Below are 17,254 nucleotides of genomic sequence, written 5' to 3'. Positions count from 1 at the left end.
AAAAATGGTGAATAAAATTAAATACAAACTCATGAAAACAATTAAATTAAAAAATATTCTGCTTTTAGTTTTCGGACTGGTAGTTTTAACAAGTTGCGTTGAAGACGATGATTTCAATACGCCTAACCTGAGTATTCAAGAACCAAATTTAGAAGGTTCTCAAATAGTTCCGTTATCTTCAGTTGCTGGAGAATTGGCACAGGCCCAAGATGGTAATACGTTAAATTATAATGACGAAAGTACAGTATTCACTTATGATGTTGAAGGCGTAGATCAATATATGGAAGCTTATATTGTATCTTCGGATGAAGGCGGAAACTTCTTTAAAGAACTAGTGGTTCAAGATAATTTTGAAAATCCAACCATCGGATTGAAAATTTCAATAGATGTCAATCCCTTATATATAAGATATGAAGTTGGTCGCAAAATTTATGTGAAACTGAACGACTTAACTGTTGGTATTAGAAATGGTGTTTTAGCTTTAGGAAAACTAGATGGTAACCGTGTAGGCCGTATTGCACAGTCTGACGAAGAAAAAGTTATTTTACGTTCTGCCGAAGTACAAACTATAGTGCCTTTAGTAATGGACATTAGTGATTTTACTGATGATAAAACAAATCTTTTGATCAGACTACAAGATGTGCAATTCAACCGTGTAGACGCCTTAAGTTCACCGCCTAAAACTTTTGCGTCAGAGAGTGGTGATCAGTTCGATGGCAACCGTCCGATAGAAAGCTGTGCTACAAGCGGTTCTGTTTTATTAAAGACCAGTACATTTGCTGATTTTAAAAGTTTGAGACTTCCCACGGGAAGAGGGAATATAGATGCAATCCTTACAAAAGACTTTTTTGGGGACGACTTTAATGTAACCGTTAGTACGCCTGAAACCATTAATCTTGACAGTGACGAACGTTGCGACCCAGATTTCTTTGAATGTACAACATCTTCTGGTGGTGGTTCTGTTTTTTATCAGGAAGATTTTCAAGCTTATCCCAATAACGCTACAGCATTTGGTGGTTGGACTAATGTGAATGTTAGTGGCGGTTCGACCCGGTTTACGATTGGAAGTTTTTCAGGAACCAAATACGCTCAAGTTTCCGGATTTAATGCTGGTGCCAGCTCCATAAATGTTTGGCTAGTGTCTCCAGGAATTAATATGGATAGTACCACAGGTGAAGAATTAAGCTTTGACATTCAAGCCAATTTTGATAATGGTACCATTTTAACGGTTTATATTTCAACAGATTTTACAGGCGATCCTGAAACTGCTACTTGGCAATTGTTAGATGCCGTTATTCCATCTGGACCTTCCGGTGGATTTGCATCATCTTTTACAACTGTTGGGCCGATAAATGTTTCTTGTGTTGATGGCACGGCTCATGTTGGTTTCTTCTATGAAGGATCTGATCCATCTGCAACTACTAGATATCATATTACCAATGTTAGAATGACAGGTAATTAATTAATAAATTCCATAAAAAAAACCGACTTTGCAGTCGGTTTTTTTGTTTAATTCAACTTTATTTGCAGTCAATGTTTGATAATTTATATTTCAATATTTTTAATTTTTACAAACCAAAATTAAAGCAAAAAGCTAATACGGTTGCCGTAGTTTACGTTTCTGTGCTACAATTTTTTCTGTTGGTTTTATTGGCTATATTTTTTATCGCTTTTGGAAAACAGATGTCCTTGTCGGTACTATCAACTGATAAAATAGTATTTGTTTTGATATTTGGCGCCGTGATTATATACTTTAGAAACTGGATGCATTACAGCGGTCGCAAACGAAATACACTAAATGCTAAAAGTAAAAAATCATCCGATCATAATATTTATGTGCTATGGCTAATTCCAGTAGTGCTTATTTTCTTGTCAGTACTATTTTGGAATAAGTTGGTATAAAAAATGCGTTATTACCTAAGCAACAACGCATTTTATTTAAAAACACTTAAATAATTAAGCTTTGCTGGCGCAACACGGTTTGTTGCAAGCTTCAGCACAAGCCTTTTTTTCTTCCTTGGTCATATCTTTGCAACATGCTTTGTTACAATCTTCTTTACAAGGCGTTTTGGCATTATCGTCGTTGATCATTTTTACATCTTTTACCTTGTAAGTGTCGCTCACTTTTGCAACAGCTTCTTCTAAAGATTGTGGTGTAAGTTTGTTTTCGTCATACTCTACCATAGCCAATTCTTTTTCAAAATCTACCACGGCCGATTTAACACCGTCCATTTTAGCCATTTGCTTTTCAATGGTTTTGGCGCATCCCATGGCGCAGGTCATACCGTCAATTCCAAATTCTACTTTGGCGTATTTGGCTGTGGCATCAACATTTGCAGTTTCGGCTACAGTTTGGACTGTTTTGATTTCTGGTGTTTTTTCGTTCTTGCAAGCCATAAAAATTGCTGCTACAACTATCACGGAACATAATAACTGAATTCTTTTCATCGGTATAAATATTTGAGTCTTAAATTTGATTTAAGTTATGATGCAAAAATAAGAAATATCTCTTTGTAACTATTGAAGTTAAACGAACATATTGCACATTTGTTGTTCTACAATTTCCATGGCATAAACCTTCCTTTAAATCACCCTTTTTAAAATACCTAGCCAAGGCTTATATTATTTCAAAAAAAAACCGAAGACTAAGCTTCGGTTTTTAAATAAAATATAGACTATTTTAATTAATCGAAATCTGCAGATGTAACATCTTTGTTAATGATTACTTCAATTAATTTTGAAATAATTTTTTGTCCCATTTGATCAGCTTCTTTAATACTAGGGAATTTAATTCCTTCATATTCTTGGTAATCTTTAAGAATGGCTTCTTGAACTTGAGATTGACCTTGCATGGTAATGATTTGTGATTCTTTTACCTTTAATCCTGTTTCTACATCGTAGTACAGTTTATATGCAACAATATCTCCAGCCACTTCAATTACGTAGGCATCTTTACCATCTATTTGCTCAGTACCTGCAAGTTTTGCAGTGCCAGCTTTTAAAATGGTTTGTTCTACAAACAATCCGGCTGCTGTTTTCATGTCGTTTACCATGTCTTCAGGTAGTGGACTTTTTCCGCCACCTTGCCGCATAAAACCTTCTTCTTGTGTCACTACTACGGCCATCATGGGAGACCCATTCATATATACATTTTGAGCTAGTTTACCATCTACTTTTTTCTCTTCATTAACGATGGTTGCACCCATAGCGCTCGCTTCGTATTTTAAAATTAGTGAGGTAACACCGTTAAGTTTTTCTTTGCCTCCTATGGCTTCTAAGTATTTGTTTAAAACTGATTCTGCAGTTACACCTTCTGCAATTTCAGCTTGTTTAGGCTTTTCAGTTGGGTTGGCATAGGTATCAAAATATCTAACTGGGATACCTGTTTTTTCCAAATTTTCTAATACATCACTTCCTTTACCAACTACCACCACACGGGCTTTGTCTTCAGTAAAATATTTATTAGCCACTCTTGTTACATCATCAGAAGTAACTGCATTAATTTTTGCAAGATAGGTTTCGTAGAAATCGTCTGGTAAATTGTTCAGTTTGATGTTTAAGGCATAACTCGCAATTGTTTGTGGTCTTTCTAAAGCCAATACAAAGTCACCAACATATTTTGCTTTGGCGTTTGTAATTGCTTCGGGGTCTACAGGTTCGTTTTTGATGCGTTTAATTTCCTTCAAAGTTTCAACTACTGCACTATCGGTTACCGCGTTTCTTACGGCTGTACTCGCCGTAAATCTAGCAGCACCAAATCTAGATGCGCTAACATTTGAACGGGCTCCGTAGGTATAACCGTGCTCTTCGCGTAAATTCATATTTAAATAACTTTCAAAACCGCCACCTAAAATTTTATTTGCAATTAACACAGCGTGGTAATCTTTATCGCCCATTTCTAAATCTACATTACTCGTTAAAGTAATATTAGATTGAACCGCATTGGGCATATCTACGAAGTTAATTTGTGTAAACTGTACATTGCCTGCTGGCGTACTTACAAAACTTTCAAACTCTAAAGATCTTGGCCAAGCGTTAAAATGATTGTTCATTTGTTCTTTAACCTGGTCAACAGTTATATCTCCAACCACTACCATATAAGCTTTATTAGGCACATAGTAAGTTTTGTGAAAGTTTACTACATCTTGAAAAGTTACATTATTAATGGTTTCTTCGGTGATAAATTCGCCATAAGGATGGTCTTTTCCGTAAGCTAATGCGCTACCGACTCTTCCTGCAATAGCATCTACACTCTTGGCTTCAGATTTTAAATTCTCGATAAGTTTTTCTTTTTCCTTTTCAAATTCTTCCTCTGTTAAAAGTGGGTTGATGGCAGCATCTGCCATTAACTCAACTATTCTATCGGCATATTTAGATAGTGAACTTGCAAAAGCACTTGAAGATCCGTAAAACAAGGTGGCTCCAAGGAAATCAATTTCTTCGTTAAACTCATCTTTAGGTATTGTTGTAGTACCGTTTCCTAACATTGAACCTAACAGGCTGGTTAGTCCGGCTTTATCGCCTTCTTTTATAGGACCGTTATCTAAGGTTAATGAATACGATACACGTGGTAATTTTGTGTTTTCAACCACCATCACAGTGAGGCCATTATTGAGTTTGAACTCTGCCGGTTTATCAATAGAAATTTTTGGAGCTGGACCTGGTTTTGGTTGTTTTGATCGGTCAACTTGTGCGTTCACACCAACCGACATTAAAAACAGTACAATTAGGCTAAATATTTTAGTTTTCATTTTATTCATTTTTATAATTTTCAATTTTATTGCTCGTCTTTCTTAGGTAAATATTGTAGCTCAGCTCTTTGATTTTTGTTGAGATATTTTCTTGCTACTTCTCTCATTTCTTCACGAGTGATAGAAGTGTAGATATCCAGTTCGTTATTAATTAAATTAATATCGCCGTATAACATATGATACGTTGCTAGTGAACCAGCGATACCTGCAATACTTGAATTTGAACTCACAAAGTTGTTTTCGAACTGATTTTGGATTTTTTGAAAGTCGCGCTCAGAAATTAAATCTGTTTTTAATTTTTCAACTTCTTCGTCTATTTCAGCTAACAAAGTAGATAATTCGACGTCCCCTAAAGGTATTGCAAACAAAGCATAAGTCCCATAATGTTCTTGACTAATATTAACTGCCTGAACAGCCAAAGCCTGCTTTTGCTCGTCAACTAGTTTTTTGTAAAGTACTGAACTTTTTCCACCGCTTAAATAAGAAGATATCATATTTAAAACATAAGAATCTCTTTCTTTTTGGCCAGGCGTTCTGTAAGCAGCAATCATTGCGGGAATTTGAATATTAGGATCGTACGCTGTTCCTTTAATAGTTTCGGTAATTGGGTCTTCTTCAATTTTGGTTCTCACCAATTCTTCTCCTCTAGGAATTGAGCCAAAATATTTGTCAATCATTTTCTTTACCTCAACAATATCGATATCACCTGCAACCACTAAAGCAGCGTTGTTTGGTGAATAGAACTTTTTGTTGAAGGCTTTAAATTCGTCAAGAGTAGCAGCGTCTAAATGTTCCATTTCACCTATTGTGGTGCCTTTATACGGATGCTTATCAAAAATGAGTTTTTTAATTTCAACTAAAATATTGCCGTAAGGTTGGTTATCAACACGTAATCTTTTTTCTTCTTTTACTACTTCATTTTGAGTATCTACACCAATTTGGTTAATAATTGGATGTAAAAGTCTTTCCGATTCCATCCATAAACCTAGTTCAACGTTATTGGAAGGAAATATTTCGTAGTAATAGGTTCTGTCGTCGGTAGTGTTGGCATTGTTAGAACCACCGTTTGACGAAACGATTTTAAACCATTCACCACGTTCAATATTTTGGGTTCCTTCAAATAATAAATGTTCAAAAAAGTGTGCCATCCCAGTGCGGTCAGGCTGTTCATCTTTAGCACCAACATGGTACATAACAGCAGTAATTACTACAGGTGCCGTGTTGTCTTGATGTAAAATAACATCCATCCCATTGCCTAGAGTGTACAATTCAAAATCTACTTTTTGGGCGAAGCTTAAAGTGCTTACAAGCGCCAAAAAGCTAAGTGCAATAACATATTTTCTCATAGTGAGTTTGTTTAAAGTTTTTTGGTTAACATTGGATTAGTGTAACATATTGAAAAAATGTTACAACAATTTCAAAGATAATAAATTGAATTGCGAATTACAGCATATAAAGTGTGAAAATGGTATTAAAAAATTCAATAATTATTTCATTTTTAGTATCTTTTGACGATTCTTAAAATGAATCTTTAAAACACTAAGCATTAATTTAGTTAGAACAACCAAAAACTTATGAAAAAAATTATTCTTCCTTTTAGATTTGGAATCGCGATAAGTGGTTCATTAATTGGCTATTTTTTATTGTTAAGCCTTTTTAATCTTCATACAAAACCCTTATTTAGTGTATTTAACAGCGTTATTGTTGGCTTTGGAATATTCGAAGCTATTCGGTTTTATAAATATGAACTCGGTGAAAACTTCACTTACAGCAAAGGGTTTACAACTGGCGTTATTACAGGTGTTGTAAGCACTATAATTTTTACGATTTTTTTCTTGCTTTATTCCACAGAAATCAATCCAGATTTCAACGGTCAGTTATTAGACTTTTTTAGCGGCAATAAAAACGTTCATCCCGGCTTAATAGCTGTAGTTGTTGCAATTATGGGTTTTGCAACCACCTTGGTAATTACCTTAACTTGTATGCAATATTTTAAAACTAGCTGGAACTTACCGGAAAACAAAAAATAAGATTTGTAAATTAACGAATTAGGAGTATATTTGCACCCGCTTTGGAATAAACAAAGCTCAAAACAAATAACCATTAATAAAAACGTTACGCTATGTACGCAATTGTAGAGATAGCAGGGCAGCAATTTAAAGTTGCAAAAGACCAAAAAGTTTTTGTTCATCGTTTGGCCACAGAAGAAGGTAAATCAGTATCATTTGATAATGTACTTTTAATTGGCAACGGTAGTGACATAACTGTTGGCGCCCCAGCTATAGACGGCGCTCAAGTAGGAGCTAAAGTCTTAAAACACCTTAAAGGAGATAAGGTGATTGTTTTCAAAAAGAAAAGACGTAAAGGTTACCGTGTTAAAAACGGTCACAGACAAGCCTTAACTGAGATTGTAATTGAAAGTATTGTTGCCAGTGGAGCTACCAAAGCTAAAACTGAAAAAGCAGCACCAAAAAAAGAAGCTCCAAAGGCTGAAAAAACTGAAGCACCAAAAGCGACTTCAAAAAAATCAATTGCGAAGGCCGATGATTTAAAGAAAATTGAAGGTGCTGGACCAAAAGCAGCAGAAGCTTTAGTAAATGCTGGACTTGACACTTTTGCCAAAGTAGCAAAAGCAACTCCAGAACAATTAAGCACTATTTTAACTGATGCCAGTTCAAGATTGTCGCACATTGTTACGGATACCTGGCCAACACAAGCAGCCTTAGCTGCCGATGGCAAGTGGGATGAATTAAAAGAATTACAAGACAAATTAGACGGTGGTATCGAAAAATAATACCTCCAAAGTATAACTTATAAAACCTTAAGACAATGGCTCATAAAAAAGGAGTTGGTAGTTCTAAAAACGGTAGAGAATCAGAATCGAAGCGCTTAGGTGTGAAGATTTTTGGTGGTCAAGCTGCTGTAGCTGGGAACATTATCATAAGACAAAGAGGTAACACACACCATCCAGGTGAAAATGTTTACCAAGGCAAAGACCATACTTTACACGCTAAAGTAGACGGTATTGTAAAATTTGCAAAAAAGAAAGACAACAAATCATATGTTTCTATTGAGCCGTTTCAGGCTTAAAGATAATTTCTTATTACATAAAAAACCCTTTCTATTTTTAGAAGGGTTTTTTTTATGGTAGGGTTTTTTTAAAGTTTTGCGTTATAATGAAAATGAAGCCTCTGGATCCTATCCATGACCATGTACTTTAATTCATAAACAAAAAACAAATATGGAAACTTTAATTATTTTATCATTTGTGCTTTTATTTGCCAATATCTCATGGTCTCAAGAAAAATCTATTAAAACCACGAATTTAACTTCTCAAAAAGAAGTCATTATTAAAGAAAACAAAAGAATAAAAAATCAATCGGTTGACGGAAATAAAATTTCTGGACCATTTAAGTTAGAAAATAAGTCATTCTTAATAGGTAGTGAAAAGGTTTATCTAGAAGATATTCAAACCCTAGAACGCAACCCTCTATTAATTTCAATTTATAGTAGTAAAGTCCTTAACTATGGAAGTATAATTACTACAGGATTTAGCGTTCTCATCGGTGCACTTGTCGATCCGACTACTTTTTTACTAATCATTCCAGCTTCTGCAATGATTTATGCAGGAATACAATCCCCTAATATTAGTAAAAATTATATAAGAGATAGAAACTGGAATTTTGAAATCATTACACTATCTGAAACTACCATTAGCCAGTAACCTCAACAAAAAATTTGAACCATTCACAAAAATTATAATCTAAAACTAACTATTTTTAGATGCCGTTGAACCACGATTTTAATATTGCAAGTAACCAACCACCATTGAGCACGCATAAAAAAGAACAAAGCATTTGTGAAGACATTGTTTTTAAACAGCTATTTCAAGAACATAGCGAAAAACTATTTCAATTTCTTTACCTTAAGTTTCGCAGCAAAGAGTTTGCCCAGGAAGGCATGCAAGAAGCCTTCATTGCACTGTGGCGCAATTGCAAGAAGGTAAGTTATTCTAAGTCTAAAAATTATATTTTTACCGTAGGAAAAAATAAAGTAATAGATATTATAAGACAAAAAAACAAACATTTAAGCTTAACAAATGAAATTAATATAGCTGACGACCAGACTGAGGAAGGACTTGACACCTCCAACAGAAATAAACAAATGGAATATATTTTGTCTCAGTTACCAAAAGCAAGCCAAGAAGCCTTTTTAATGAACAGATTGCAAGGTCTTAAATATGCAGAAATTGCAAGAGAACTTAATATTTCGGTTAAAGCTGTTGAAAAGCGCATGACTATAGCTCTGAGTATAATTAGAGAAGAATTACAGAATTTAAAGTAGGGTTTTTAATCCATTAAACGTTTAAGAGTTGAATGAACGACAAAGATTTACATATCATCCATCAATATCTCAATAATGAGATAGATCAAAGTGCTTTAAAAGATAGGTTATCTGATGAAGGTAAAGCCTATTGGGCAGATACAATTGAAGGACTCGATTTCATCACGCCTTCTAGTTTTGATACTTCGCAGGAATATGATTTACTGCTCAAGAAATTAAATAAATCTTCAAAGCATAAATTTAATTTCACGAGACTTTTAAAATATGCGGCTGGTATCATACTATTAATTTCTTCAACTCTTTTAATCCGCCAAGTTTTTATTGCGAATAATAATCTTACCACCATTGCGTCTAAAGCTACCGGCATCAATTCAATTGAGTTACCAGATCAAAGTAAAGTTTGGCTGAATAGCAATTCAACTTTAAGTTATGACCCAGAGCAATGGAATGATAAACGGATTTTAAATCTCAATGGTGAAGCCTATTTTGATGTTGCGAAAGGAAGCATATTTACGGTTGAAACCCCTAACGGTAAGGTCTCTGTTTTGGGGACTACATTTAATGTAATTTCCAATACCGATACATTTATAGTGACGTGTTTTACAGGTAAAGTAGAAGTTCGCTTTCACAAGAATAGCCATATACTTAATCCAGGCGAAGCTTTTTCGAGTTTAAATTCAGGGGTAGAACAAATAGAACATACACAACCAGTTTGGCTGAAAAAATCTTCAACCTTTACAAAAGCTCCTTTGATAGAAGTGCTGGAAGACATCCGAAAAATTAAAGGGATTACCATAACAAATAAATTATCAGAACCATATTTTTTTACTGGCGCTTATACGCACGACATGCCATCGGAAGAGATCATGCGTTTAATTTGTAATTCGCTCAATCTATCGTTGAAAACAATAAATGACACTAACTTTGAAATATATTTAACTGAAGGTAAATGAAAATTTACCGCATATTAGTACTATTTTTCTTTTCCAATCAATTGCTATGTGCTCAAAACACAAAGCCCTTAGTATATTGTGAGGACCTACTCAATATTGCGCAAACCAAATACGAGGTGGTTTTCAATTATGCCTCACTAGACCTAAATCGGTTAAAATGCATAGATACACTACCCGCAACATTTAAAGATTTTAGGGCTATTGTAAAGGCCTTCACTGGTCTTCATTTTCAACAATTTTCTAAGCAATTTTGGGTGGTAAGAAAAAATAAGCACTATCAAATTCAGCTGCTCAATGAGAGTGCTGAACCTATTGAAAATGCCGAACTTAAAGGCACGGGCTTAAAAAGTAATTTTTATGGAAAACTATTTTTAGAAGCCGATTCAGTTGCAGGGTCTTATATAATTTCTCACCCGAGGTATAAGGACCTCATCTTAAACATTTCCCCAAATACTCCTGAGATAATTACAGTGCAACTTCAACTAAAACCAATTCTTTTAGAAACTGTAAACCTGCTAGATTTATACGTTAAGGGTATTACTTTAAGTTCTGATAACCATATAAAGGTAAAATTGAAGCAACTGCCCTTAGTAGCTGGGCAAACGCAACAAGATGCTCTGATAAGTTTATTGAATCTGCCTCAGATTACGTCTGCTGTAGAGTCCATTGCAGAACTGAACATAAAAGGTGGCATCAACGATCAAAATTTAGTTCTTTGGAATGGCATTAGAATGTTTCAAAACAGTCATTTCTTCGGCTTACTTTCAGCTTTTAATGAAGATTTAATCCAACAAATAACTGTTATTGATAATGCCACACCTGTAGAATACGGCAATGCCGTTACTGGTACCATTCAATTGGATTTTGATGAAACTTTGGTAGATAAAAACACATATGGTATTGGTATTAACGCCTTAAGCGGACAAGCATTTAGCAAAATAGCCTTAAATAATACAACAGAATTTTCTTTTGCTTTACAACGATCGTTTACAGATTTTTTCAACTCCACAACGTTTCAGTCCTACACGGAAAAAGCTTTTAGAGATACTGACTTGCAACTCTTTGAAAATTCAGAGATTGATGAGCAGAACATCAATAGAACAAATCATTTTTATTTCACCGATGCCCAATTTCAACTAAAAAAACAATTTAGTAAGGCTCTAAGTATCAACCTTAACGGGATTTTGTTCGAGAATGAACTCGTTTATACTGAAGTTAGTAATAATTCAGATCAAAAAACCAGTAATTACAACACTGATAACCGCGCTATAGGTATAGATGCATATTACGACCTATCTACTAATCAATATTTAGAATTAAAGGCAAACTATAGTCAACATTCATCTAGCGGCAATAACAATACTTTTACGGGCAATCTCAATACCATTCAATCTAATACCGTTGAGAATTATACCGTTCAATTCATTTGGGCGTCGCAAATAAATAATTATAACCGCTTATTGGCTGGATTCGATTTTCAAGGCAGTCTTGTTAGTAACAACTTTAATAATTTTACTACAGAGGCCTTTTTAAACCAGGTTCAAATAAGTAACGTTTACTCAGGATTTTTCTCAAATACCTTCCTCAAAAGGAAATGGAGAATATACACAGGCTTAAAAGCCGTTTACTATCAGCGAGATGAAAAATTTAATATAGAGCCTCGATTGGATGTAAACTATGAGATGAACAAAACTTTTAGCCTAGCAGTTAGAGGCGAAATGAAATCGCAAAACTTTAAACAAATTATAGATTTAGATCAAAATTTCTTGGGTATTGAAAAGCGTCGTTGGGTTGTTAGCGGCGACAGCATTTCTCCATCTTTGCAAAAATCGCAACAAATAGAAGCTCTTTTAAAATGGAAAGCTAGAAATATAGGTGGTTATGCCAGTATTTATGCAAGAAATCTAACAGGGATTTCAGGAAATAATCAACGCTTTCAAAATGAAAATCAAATTCAAGATATTGAAGAAGTTCGATCTGAAATATTCGGTGCATCATTACATCTGTATTATAAAAACGATTGGCTTAACTCTTGGTTAAGTTATGCCCATTTAAACGAAACCTTGAGATTTAATGAGCTTCAGTTTAACGGAAGCAACCAACTTAATCACGAGATAACCTGGGGTAATAATATCCGTTATAACAATTGGAATGTGTCTTTCGCTGTATTATACCACAGTGGATTACCTTTTACTGCCGTAGACAATAACAATCCCGTGATTAGTTCACCAGAACGCCAAAATCGCATTAATTTTTTAACCCTCAATGCTCATAAACTGCCCGACTATTTTAGAATTGATACCTCTTTACAATACACACTTAAAACTAGTGATATAGGGAATTTCAAATTTAATTTAGGTGTTAAAAATTTAACCAACTACCACAATGTATTACGCAGAAACTTTAGATTAAATAGAGTGAATGAGGCCGACATTTTAAAAATTGAAAATCTAGGACTTGGATTTACACTTAATTTTGGTGTATTTTGGAGTTTGTAAAATCTTTTGGTAGGGTTTTTTCTTCCTTTTACGTTTAAAGGGTGAATATTAATCTTAAAAATCCTTAATTATGTATTTATCAAGAAAAATTACATCGCTTATTATTTTAGTTGTACTAGTTGCATTTACAACTAGTTGTTCAAATGACAATGAAGTCTTAGAGCAACAAAATCCACAGTCTCAAATTTCAGATGCCTTAAAGCAAAAAATCGTCTCTAATTCAAATAATAGAGAAGACCATGACATGTTTAATAATCAAGTTAATTGGTATCGTAATTTAGACCAATCTAGCTCTTATTGCGGTGTTGAAGCTGCATTACTCGCCTACGAACTATTTGATGCCAACAATAATTCATTAAATATTATTGATATAGCGGTGTGGGCAATAGAGTCTGGTCTCACCATAGATGATGTAGCCAACGAGATAGAGCAGATGGCTATAGCTGAATTTGGCGAAGGCGTTCAAATCATCTTTGTCGCATCCCTTCTAATTAAACCTATTGATGACGCTTCTTTTGAAGTTGCAGAAATTACAAATTATGCCACGTTTGCTGATTTCTTTGATGACTGCCAAAGTCCAGATGTTACTTTTGAAGTCATAGAAGGTTCTGATTTTGATTTCATTGTACCAGAAGGTGATTCTGTTGAATTTCCTGATGTTTCTGTTCCGTGTGTGTCTTTAGATTTCCCATTATCTATTGTTGTCGCTGATGCAAATGATATTTCTCAAACATTTGAAATCTCTGTAAACGAAGATGAATTTTTAGCTTATTTACAAGGCGATATTTTAAATACTGTATTTATAAACTTTGTTTATCCCGTGAGCTTAATGACTAACGATGGCACTCAATTATTTGCAAATAATGAAGAGGAACTAGAAATTGCTTTTGATGAGAACTGTACTGATTAGGAAATAAAAACTATTTTACTAATGTACATCAAAATTGACCCCCATTATTTCGGACACCTAGCCAACACTAGCTGCCTTATTTACCGATTGATTATAAAGGGATGAATTAAAAGAATTAAAAGAAAAATTAGGTAGTTGGCATTGTAAAATTTATGAAAAAGAAAGACAACAAATCATACGTTTCTATTAAGCCGTTTACGTCATAGTCACAATTTTATTTAAGTTTTTAAAAGTCCTTTTTCAAATTTGACAGAGGACTTTTTTTTATGATTATTTTTTGTACATTAGATACATAACTTAAAATCTAACATTATGAAAAAACTTATCATGTGCGTATGCCTATCAGGCACAATTATGTTTAACAGCTGTTTAGGCTCGTTTAGTGCGTTTAACAATTTAAGAGATTGGAACGATGGATTAACAGATAGTAAATTTTTGGACAACCTAGTATTCTGGGTATTTAATATTATTCCGGTTTACGGATTGTTTTTTGTTGGCGATGTTATCATTTTTAATGTCATCGAATTCTGGTCGGGTTCTAATCCAATAGCGATGCAAGAAGGCGAGATGGAAAAACAAATCCTTGAAAAAGATGGTAATATCTTTGAAATGATTGCTACTAAAAACCGTATACAGGTTACCGTAATTGACGGAAAAGACAAAGGTCAAAAAATAGACCTTATCTACAAGCCGCATGAAAAATCATGGAATGCAGTAAAACAAAATGGTGAAATTATCAAGTTAGCTTCTATGGAAGACGGATTGTACGTGATGCATATGCCCAATGGAGACCAAGTAAAAATGGACCCATACACAACTAGAGAGCAAGGTTTAGCTATTTTAAATAGCAATGTAAAAACTTATCAAGATTGCATTGTTGCCATTCCTTAATTTAAAAACAAACAAGTAACTATCAATCCTCTTTCAAATTTGAAAGGGGATTTTTTTATGGAGTTATGTTTAAAAAGATTTTCGGAGTTGGCTTTATGGCGGTGGATTATATTAACCACCATGGACACGAAGGTTTTCACTAAAAGAACTGAGTGGTGTTTTTTAATAGGTGTACATTTTTTGCTTTGTGAACTTTGCGCCTTCTTTGCTGGCTTTGTGGTTAAAAACAAGCCTTAAAAGTAACAACTACAACTTATAAGCTATTTTAAACATTATAATACGTGGCATGATAAAAGTGCGACTGTCTGAAATTAAAAAATCTGAAAAGCTGTTGTTTTGCCTAAACTTAATATCGAATAAGTTGGTGGCGTTAATTTCAAATCCCCACGGACTGTCTTCTACCTGGTAGAATAGAGAAGCATTTGCGGTGTCGAAAGTATTGCTAATGTTATTGGTTTTGTTGTTGTAATTATCGTAGCTATAATCCGCTTTAAAGACAAAGTGCTTTAAAAAATCGTATTCTAAATTTACAAAGAAGCGGTCGTTTTCAAATTGGTTATCGTTTCCGAAGGATTTGTAATTATTGAAATCTTTGGTGTAACCTACTTCTAAATTAGGAAAGTTTTTAAACAAGGTTTCAACACTGCTCGTGCCTGAAATGGAATTAGAAGTATTCTGACTTGTGAGTTGGTTAACAATTTGATAGAAGTCTGAATAATTGTAATTACCACTTAAATTGTATCTAATTATATTGATTTTCTTCGAAATTCTTCCGCTGATATTAAAATTATGCTCCGGTAAATCCAATAGTATTTGGGTTCTAAATTGATCGATACCATCTAACTGGGTAACGGCTTTAAAGTTTTTAAGCCGTTTGTTAAACGATGCGTTGATGTTGTAGTTTAAGTTTCTAAACAAACTAAATTTGTAATAACTCAACCTGGCCGTGTGATACAGGGTATTTTCAAGAGTCTCATTACCTTTAAAAACCGAGTTAAAATTGGTGAGCACAAAATTATTAGCCAACCTGTCTACACTAGCAAAACGCGCGTTAAGGCGGTAATCAAAATTTAATTTTTGACTGTTATTAAACTCTACTTTTATATTGAGTTGCGGTAGTAACAGATTTTTTTGCTGGTTGTTAACCTCATCTTCTTGCTGGGTTCGCCAAACATAAGAATTGTAAAACAAACCGGGTTTAAAAATGGTTTTACCAATTTGAAACTTGTATTCCATACCAATGTAGGTATTTACAAAACTGTACTTAAAATCGTTACCAAAACCTGCGGTATTAAAATTATTGATGTCGCCATTGGAGAGTTCTTGTACATCTTCTGTAAAAAAGTTTGAAAAGGCGGTATTCACGCCTGCGCTCGTGTAAATATGGTTGAAGTTATTGAGCACCCAATAGTCTTTTACAATGGCATTAAAACTGTGAGAGTTCACACGTTTGCGTTGTATAATGTTAAACACCTCGTCGTCTTCTAACGGAATTAAGCCTTGTAATATTTGCTGATTGGTAAGCCAGTTGGCAAGCGGTTCATCGTTTTTAAAATTATAGGTGGCTTCTAAGGTAGCTGTATGTGCTTTAGAAAACTTCCGGCTATAATTTAGATTTTGTTTAAGGTCAATGCCTCTTACATCGGTGTTGGTGGCGATGGTATTAGACTGCGTGGGATTGATGGTGCTAATCACGCCGGTGGCATCGTTATTGGTGGCTTTTATAAAGGTGTTGTATTCTAAATCTTCAGAAAAATCGGGTTTGTAATTCACTGTTAATTTGCCAAGGGTGAAAAAGCTATTTGCCAGATTAGTATTGCTGCGTTCTTCTGTAAACGGATTGCCAAAATTAAGGTAATTGTTAAGTGTTTCTTGTTGGGTTTGGGTTTTGCTATTTGAGCTAATCACATAACCGCTTATATCGGTTGATTTACTAACAGATTGCCTAATGTTTAAGGCACCAAACTGGTTGGTATTGGCGTTAAAATTATTGTTATTAAGGTATTGCGAAAAATCGCTGTTATACAAGCTAAAATAACCCGAAGCATCACTTAATAGTTTACCAAAACCGCCCTCGAACTCTAAATAATCTCTAAAGGTGAAACTCTTTATGCCGGTATTGTTAAGGTCGCCAATAAAGTTGATGTTGGTTTTTGGGCTGTAGTAAAATAAATTGGGATGAATTACATAGCGTTCTTTATAGCCCGCGCCTACTTCTACATCGCCAAAGGCAAACTTTTTCTTGTCTTCTTTAAGTTTGATGTTCATGGCCAAATCTTCGTTATCTTGAAGACCTTTAAGCATGGGTACATCGTTGTAATTATCTAAAATTTCAACTTCGTTAACGGCATCTGCTGGGATGTTGTTTACTGCCAACTTGCTATCTCCGGTAAAAAAGGTTTTATTTTCTACCAACACTTTGGTGATTCTGCGGCCTTGAGAGGTCACATTACCAGCTTTATCTACCTCAATACCAGGTAGTTTTTTAAGGGCGTCGCGAAGTTTGCGTTCTTCACCGGTGGTAAAGGCATCTAGCCTGTAAGTAAGGGTGTCTTTTTTAACGGTAATGGGCGGCGTGTAATTTAGGGTGATCTCGGTGAGCTGATCGGTGCTTTCTCTTAAGATAAAGTTTTTAATCAGGTTATCTGTGCCGGTGGTGAGAGTGAGTTTTTGGCTAACATAACCCAAAAAACTCACGGTTAGCTCATAGGTTTGGTTTTTTGCCAAGCCTAATTGGTAGCTACCGTTATCTGTGGTAATTGCAAAACGCACCTCTTGGTCGTCTGCCTCGGGCATGGCTAAAATATTGGCGTAGCCTAAGGGGTTTTGAAGGCTATCGGTGACTTTGCCGGTGACTTGGATTTGTTGGCTAAAGCTTAACAAAGAAAATAATGTAACCAGAAGAAA

Annotated in this window: 15 protein-coding genes; 11 read left to right on the top strand and 4 right to left on the bottom strand. The window is 34.6% G+C overall.

Annotation, left to right across the window (positions count from 1 at the left end):
• Positions 1-31 precede the first annotated feature (31 nt).
• Positions 32-1,462: a DUF5689 domain-containing protein gene (locus V7Z48_RS03705; protein ID WP_334112047.1), complete on the top strand. Its 1,431-nt coding sequence runs from the start codon at positions 32-34 to the stop codon at positions 1,460-1,462.
• Between the two features lie 71 nt (positions 1,463-1,533).
• A complete protein-coding gene (locus V7Z48_RS03700) occupies positions 1,534-1,902 on the top strand; it encodes a hypothetical protein (protein WP_334112046.1) in 369 nt (122 codons plus the stop codon).
• A gap of 54 nt (positions 1,903-1,956) precedes the next feature.
• Here V7Z48_RS03700 and V7Z48_RS03695 read toward each other — a convergent pair whose 3' ends face one another.
• From V7Z48_RS03695 to V7Z48_RS03685, 3 genes are all read right to left on the bottom strand, one after another.
• On the bottom strand, positions 1,957-2,448 hold the full coding sequence (locus V7Z48_RS03695) for a heavy metal-associated domain-containing protein (RefSeq protein WP_334112045.1): 492 nt from the start codon (positions 2,446-2,448) through the stop codon (positions 1,957-1,959).
• A gap of 236 nt (positions 2,449-2,684) precedes the next feature.
• Complete coding sequence (locus tag V7Z48_RS03690) at positions 2,685-4,751, bottom strand: M16 family metallopeptidase (protein ID WP_334112044.1); 2,067 nt, start codon at positions 4,749-4,751, stop codon at positions 2,685-2,687.
• 26 nt (positions 4,752-4,777) lie between these two features.
• A complete protein-coding gene (locus V7Z48_RS03685; protein ID WP_334112043.1) occupies positions 4,778-6,097 on the bottom strand; it encodes a M16 family metallopeptidase in 1,320 nt (439 codons plus the stop codon).
• A 228-nt stretch (positions 6,098-6,325) separates the two neighbouring features.
• On the opposite strand from V7Z48_RS03685, the gene V7Z48_RS03680 reads away from it, so the two are divergent.
• From V7Z48_RS03680 to V7Z48_RS03640, 9 genes are all read left to right on the top strand, one after another.
• Complete coding sequence (locus V7Z48_RS03680; RefSeq protein ID WP_334112042.1) at positions 6,326-6,781, top strand: DUF4199 domain-containing protein; 456 nt, start codon at positions 6,326-6,328, stop codon at positions 6,779-6,781.
• A 92-nt stretch (positions 6,782-6,873) separates the two neighbouring features.
• Positions 6,874-7,545, top strand: coding sequence for a 50S ribosomal protein L21 (rplU, locus tag V7Z48_RS03675; protein WP_334112041.1), 672 nt, complete (start codon positions 6,874-6,876; stop codon positions 7,543-7,545).
• Between the two features lie 35 nt (positions 7,546-7,580).
• A complete protein-coding gene (gene rpmA / locus V7Z48_RS03670) occupies positions 7,581-7,841 on the top strand; it encodes a 50S ribosomal protein L27 (RefSeq protein ID WP_334112040.1) in 261 nt (86 codons plus the stop codon).
• A 151-nt stretch (positions 7,842-7,992) separates the two neighbouring features.
• Positions 7,993-8,475 carry a hypothetical protein gene (locus tag V7Z48_RS03665; protein WP_334112039.1) on the top strand — a complete coding sequence of 161 codons (483 nt, stop codon included), beginning with the start codon at positions 7,993-7,995 and terminating at the stop codon, positions 8,473-8,475.
• A gap of 59 nt (positions 8,476-8,534) precedes the next feature.
• Positions 8,535-9,095 carry an RNA polymerase sigma factor gene (locus tag V7Z48_RS03660; RefSeq protein ID WP_334112038.1) on the top strand — a complete coding sequence of 187 codons (561 nt, stop codon included), beginning with the start codon at positions 8,535-8,537 and terminating at the stop codon, positions 9,093-9,095.
• Between the two features lie 32 nt (positions 9,096-9,127).
• On the top strand, positions 9,128-10,048 hold the full coding sequence (locus V7Z48_RS03655) for a FecR family protein (protein WP_334112037.1): 921 nt from the start codon (positions 9,128-9,130) through the stop codon (positions 10,046-10,048).
• On the top strand, positions 10,045-12,546 hold the full coding sequence (locus V7Z48_RS03650) for a TonB-dependent receptor plug domain-containing protein (protein WP_334112036.1): 2,502 nt from the start codon (positions 10,045-10,047) through the stop codon (positions 12,544-12,546). The genes V7Z48_RS03655 and V7Z48_RS03650 overlap by 4 nt, the downstream gene beginning before the upstream one ends.
• A gap of 70 nt (positions 12,547-12,616) precedes the next feature.
• A complete protein-coding gene (locus V7Z48_RS03645) occupies positions 12,617-13,456 on the top strand; it encodes a hypothetical protein (RefSeq protein WP_334112035.1) in 840 nt (279 codons plus the stop codon).
• 312 nt (positions 13,457-13,768) lie between these two features.
• Positions 13,769-14,347, top strand: a complete 579-nt coding sequence (locus V7Z48_RS03640) for a DUF3332 domain-containing protein (RefSeq protein WP_334112034.1) — start codon at positions 13,769-13,771, stop codon at positions 14,345-14,347.
• A gap of 246 nt (positions 14,348-14,593) precedes the next feature.
• Here the strand turns inward: V7Z48_RS03640 and V7Z48_RS03635 are convergent, their stop codons facing one another.
• Entirely contained in the window at positions 14,594-17,230 is a 2,637-nt protein-coding gene (locus tag V7Z48_RS03635; RefSeq protein ID WP_334112033.1) for a carboxypeptidase regulatory-like domain-containing protein, read from the bottom strand.
• Positions 17,231-17,254: the final 24 nt, after the last annotated feature.

Origin of the sequence: Paucihalobacter sp. (assembly GCF_036825875.1) — a bacterium.
Lineage (GTDB): Bacteria > Bacteroidota > Bacteroidia > Flavobacteriales > Flavobacteriaceae > Paucihalobacter.
This window is presented reverse-complemented; position numbering and strand designations above follow the sequence as displayed.

Excerpts from the sequence above, each read along its gene's own strand:
- V7Z48_RS03705 (WP_334112047.1), top strand. The coding sequence starts at position 32 with ATGAAAACAATTAAATTAAAAAATATTCTGCTTTTAGTTTTCGGACTG.
- V7Z48_RS03700 (WP_334112046.1), top strand. The coding sequence starts at position 1,534 with ATGTTTGATAATTTATATTTCAATATTTTTAATTTTTACAAACCAAAA.
- V7Z48_RS03695 (WP_334112045.1), bottom strand. The coding sequence starts at position 2,448 with ATGAAAAGAATTCAGTTATTATGTTCCGTGATAGTTGTAGCAGCAATT.
- V7Z48_RS03690 (WP_334112044.1), bottom strand. The coding sequence starts at position 4,751 with ATGAAAACTAAAATATTTAGCCTAATTGTACTGTTTTTAATGTCGGTT.
- V7Z48_RS03685 (WP_334112043.1), bottom strand. The coding sequence starts at position 6,097 with ATGAGAAAATATGTTATTGCACTTAGCTTTTTGGCGCTTGTAAGCACT.
- V7Z48_RS03680 (WP_334112042.1), top strand. The coding sequence starts at position 6,326 with ATGAAAAAAATTATTCTTCCTTTTAGATTTGGAATCGCGATAAGTGGT.
- rplU (WP_334112041.1), top strand. The coding sequence starts at position 6,874 with ATGTACGCAATTGTAGAGATAGCAGGGCAGCAATTTAAAGTTGCAAAA.
- rpmA (WP_334112040.1), top strand. The coding sequence starts at position 7,581 with ATGGCTCATAAAAAAGGAGTTGGTAGTTCTAAAAACGGTAGAGAATCA.
- V7Z48_RS03665 (WP_334112039.1), top strand. The coding sequence starts at position 7,993 with ATGGAAACTTTAATTATTTTATCATTTGTGCTTTTATTTGCCAATATC.
- V7Z48_RS03660 (WP_334112038.1), top strand. The coding sequence starts at position 8,535 with ATGCCGTTGAACCACGATTTTAATATTGCAAGTAACCAACCACCATTG.
- V7Z48_RS03655 (WP_334112037.1), top strand. The coding sequence starts at position 9,128 with ATGAACGACAAAGATTTACATATCATCCATCAATATCTCAATAATGAG.
- V7Z48_RS03650 (WP_334112036.1), top strand. The coding sequence starts at position 10,045 with ATGAAAATTTACCGCATATTAGTACTATTTTTCTTTTCCAATCAATTG.
- V7Z48_RS03645 (WP_334112035.1), top strand. The coding sequence starts at position 12,617 with ATGTATTTATCAAGAAAAATTACATCGCTTATTATTTTAGTTGTACTA.
- V7Z48_RS03640 (WP_334112034.1), top strand. The coding sequence starts at position 13,769 with ATGAAAAAACTTATCATGTGCGTATGCCTATCAGGCACAATTATGTTT.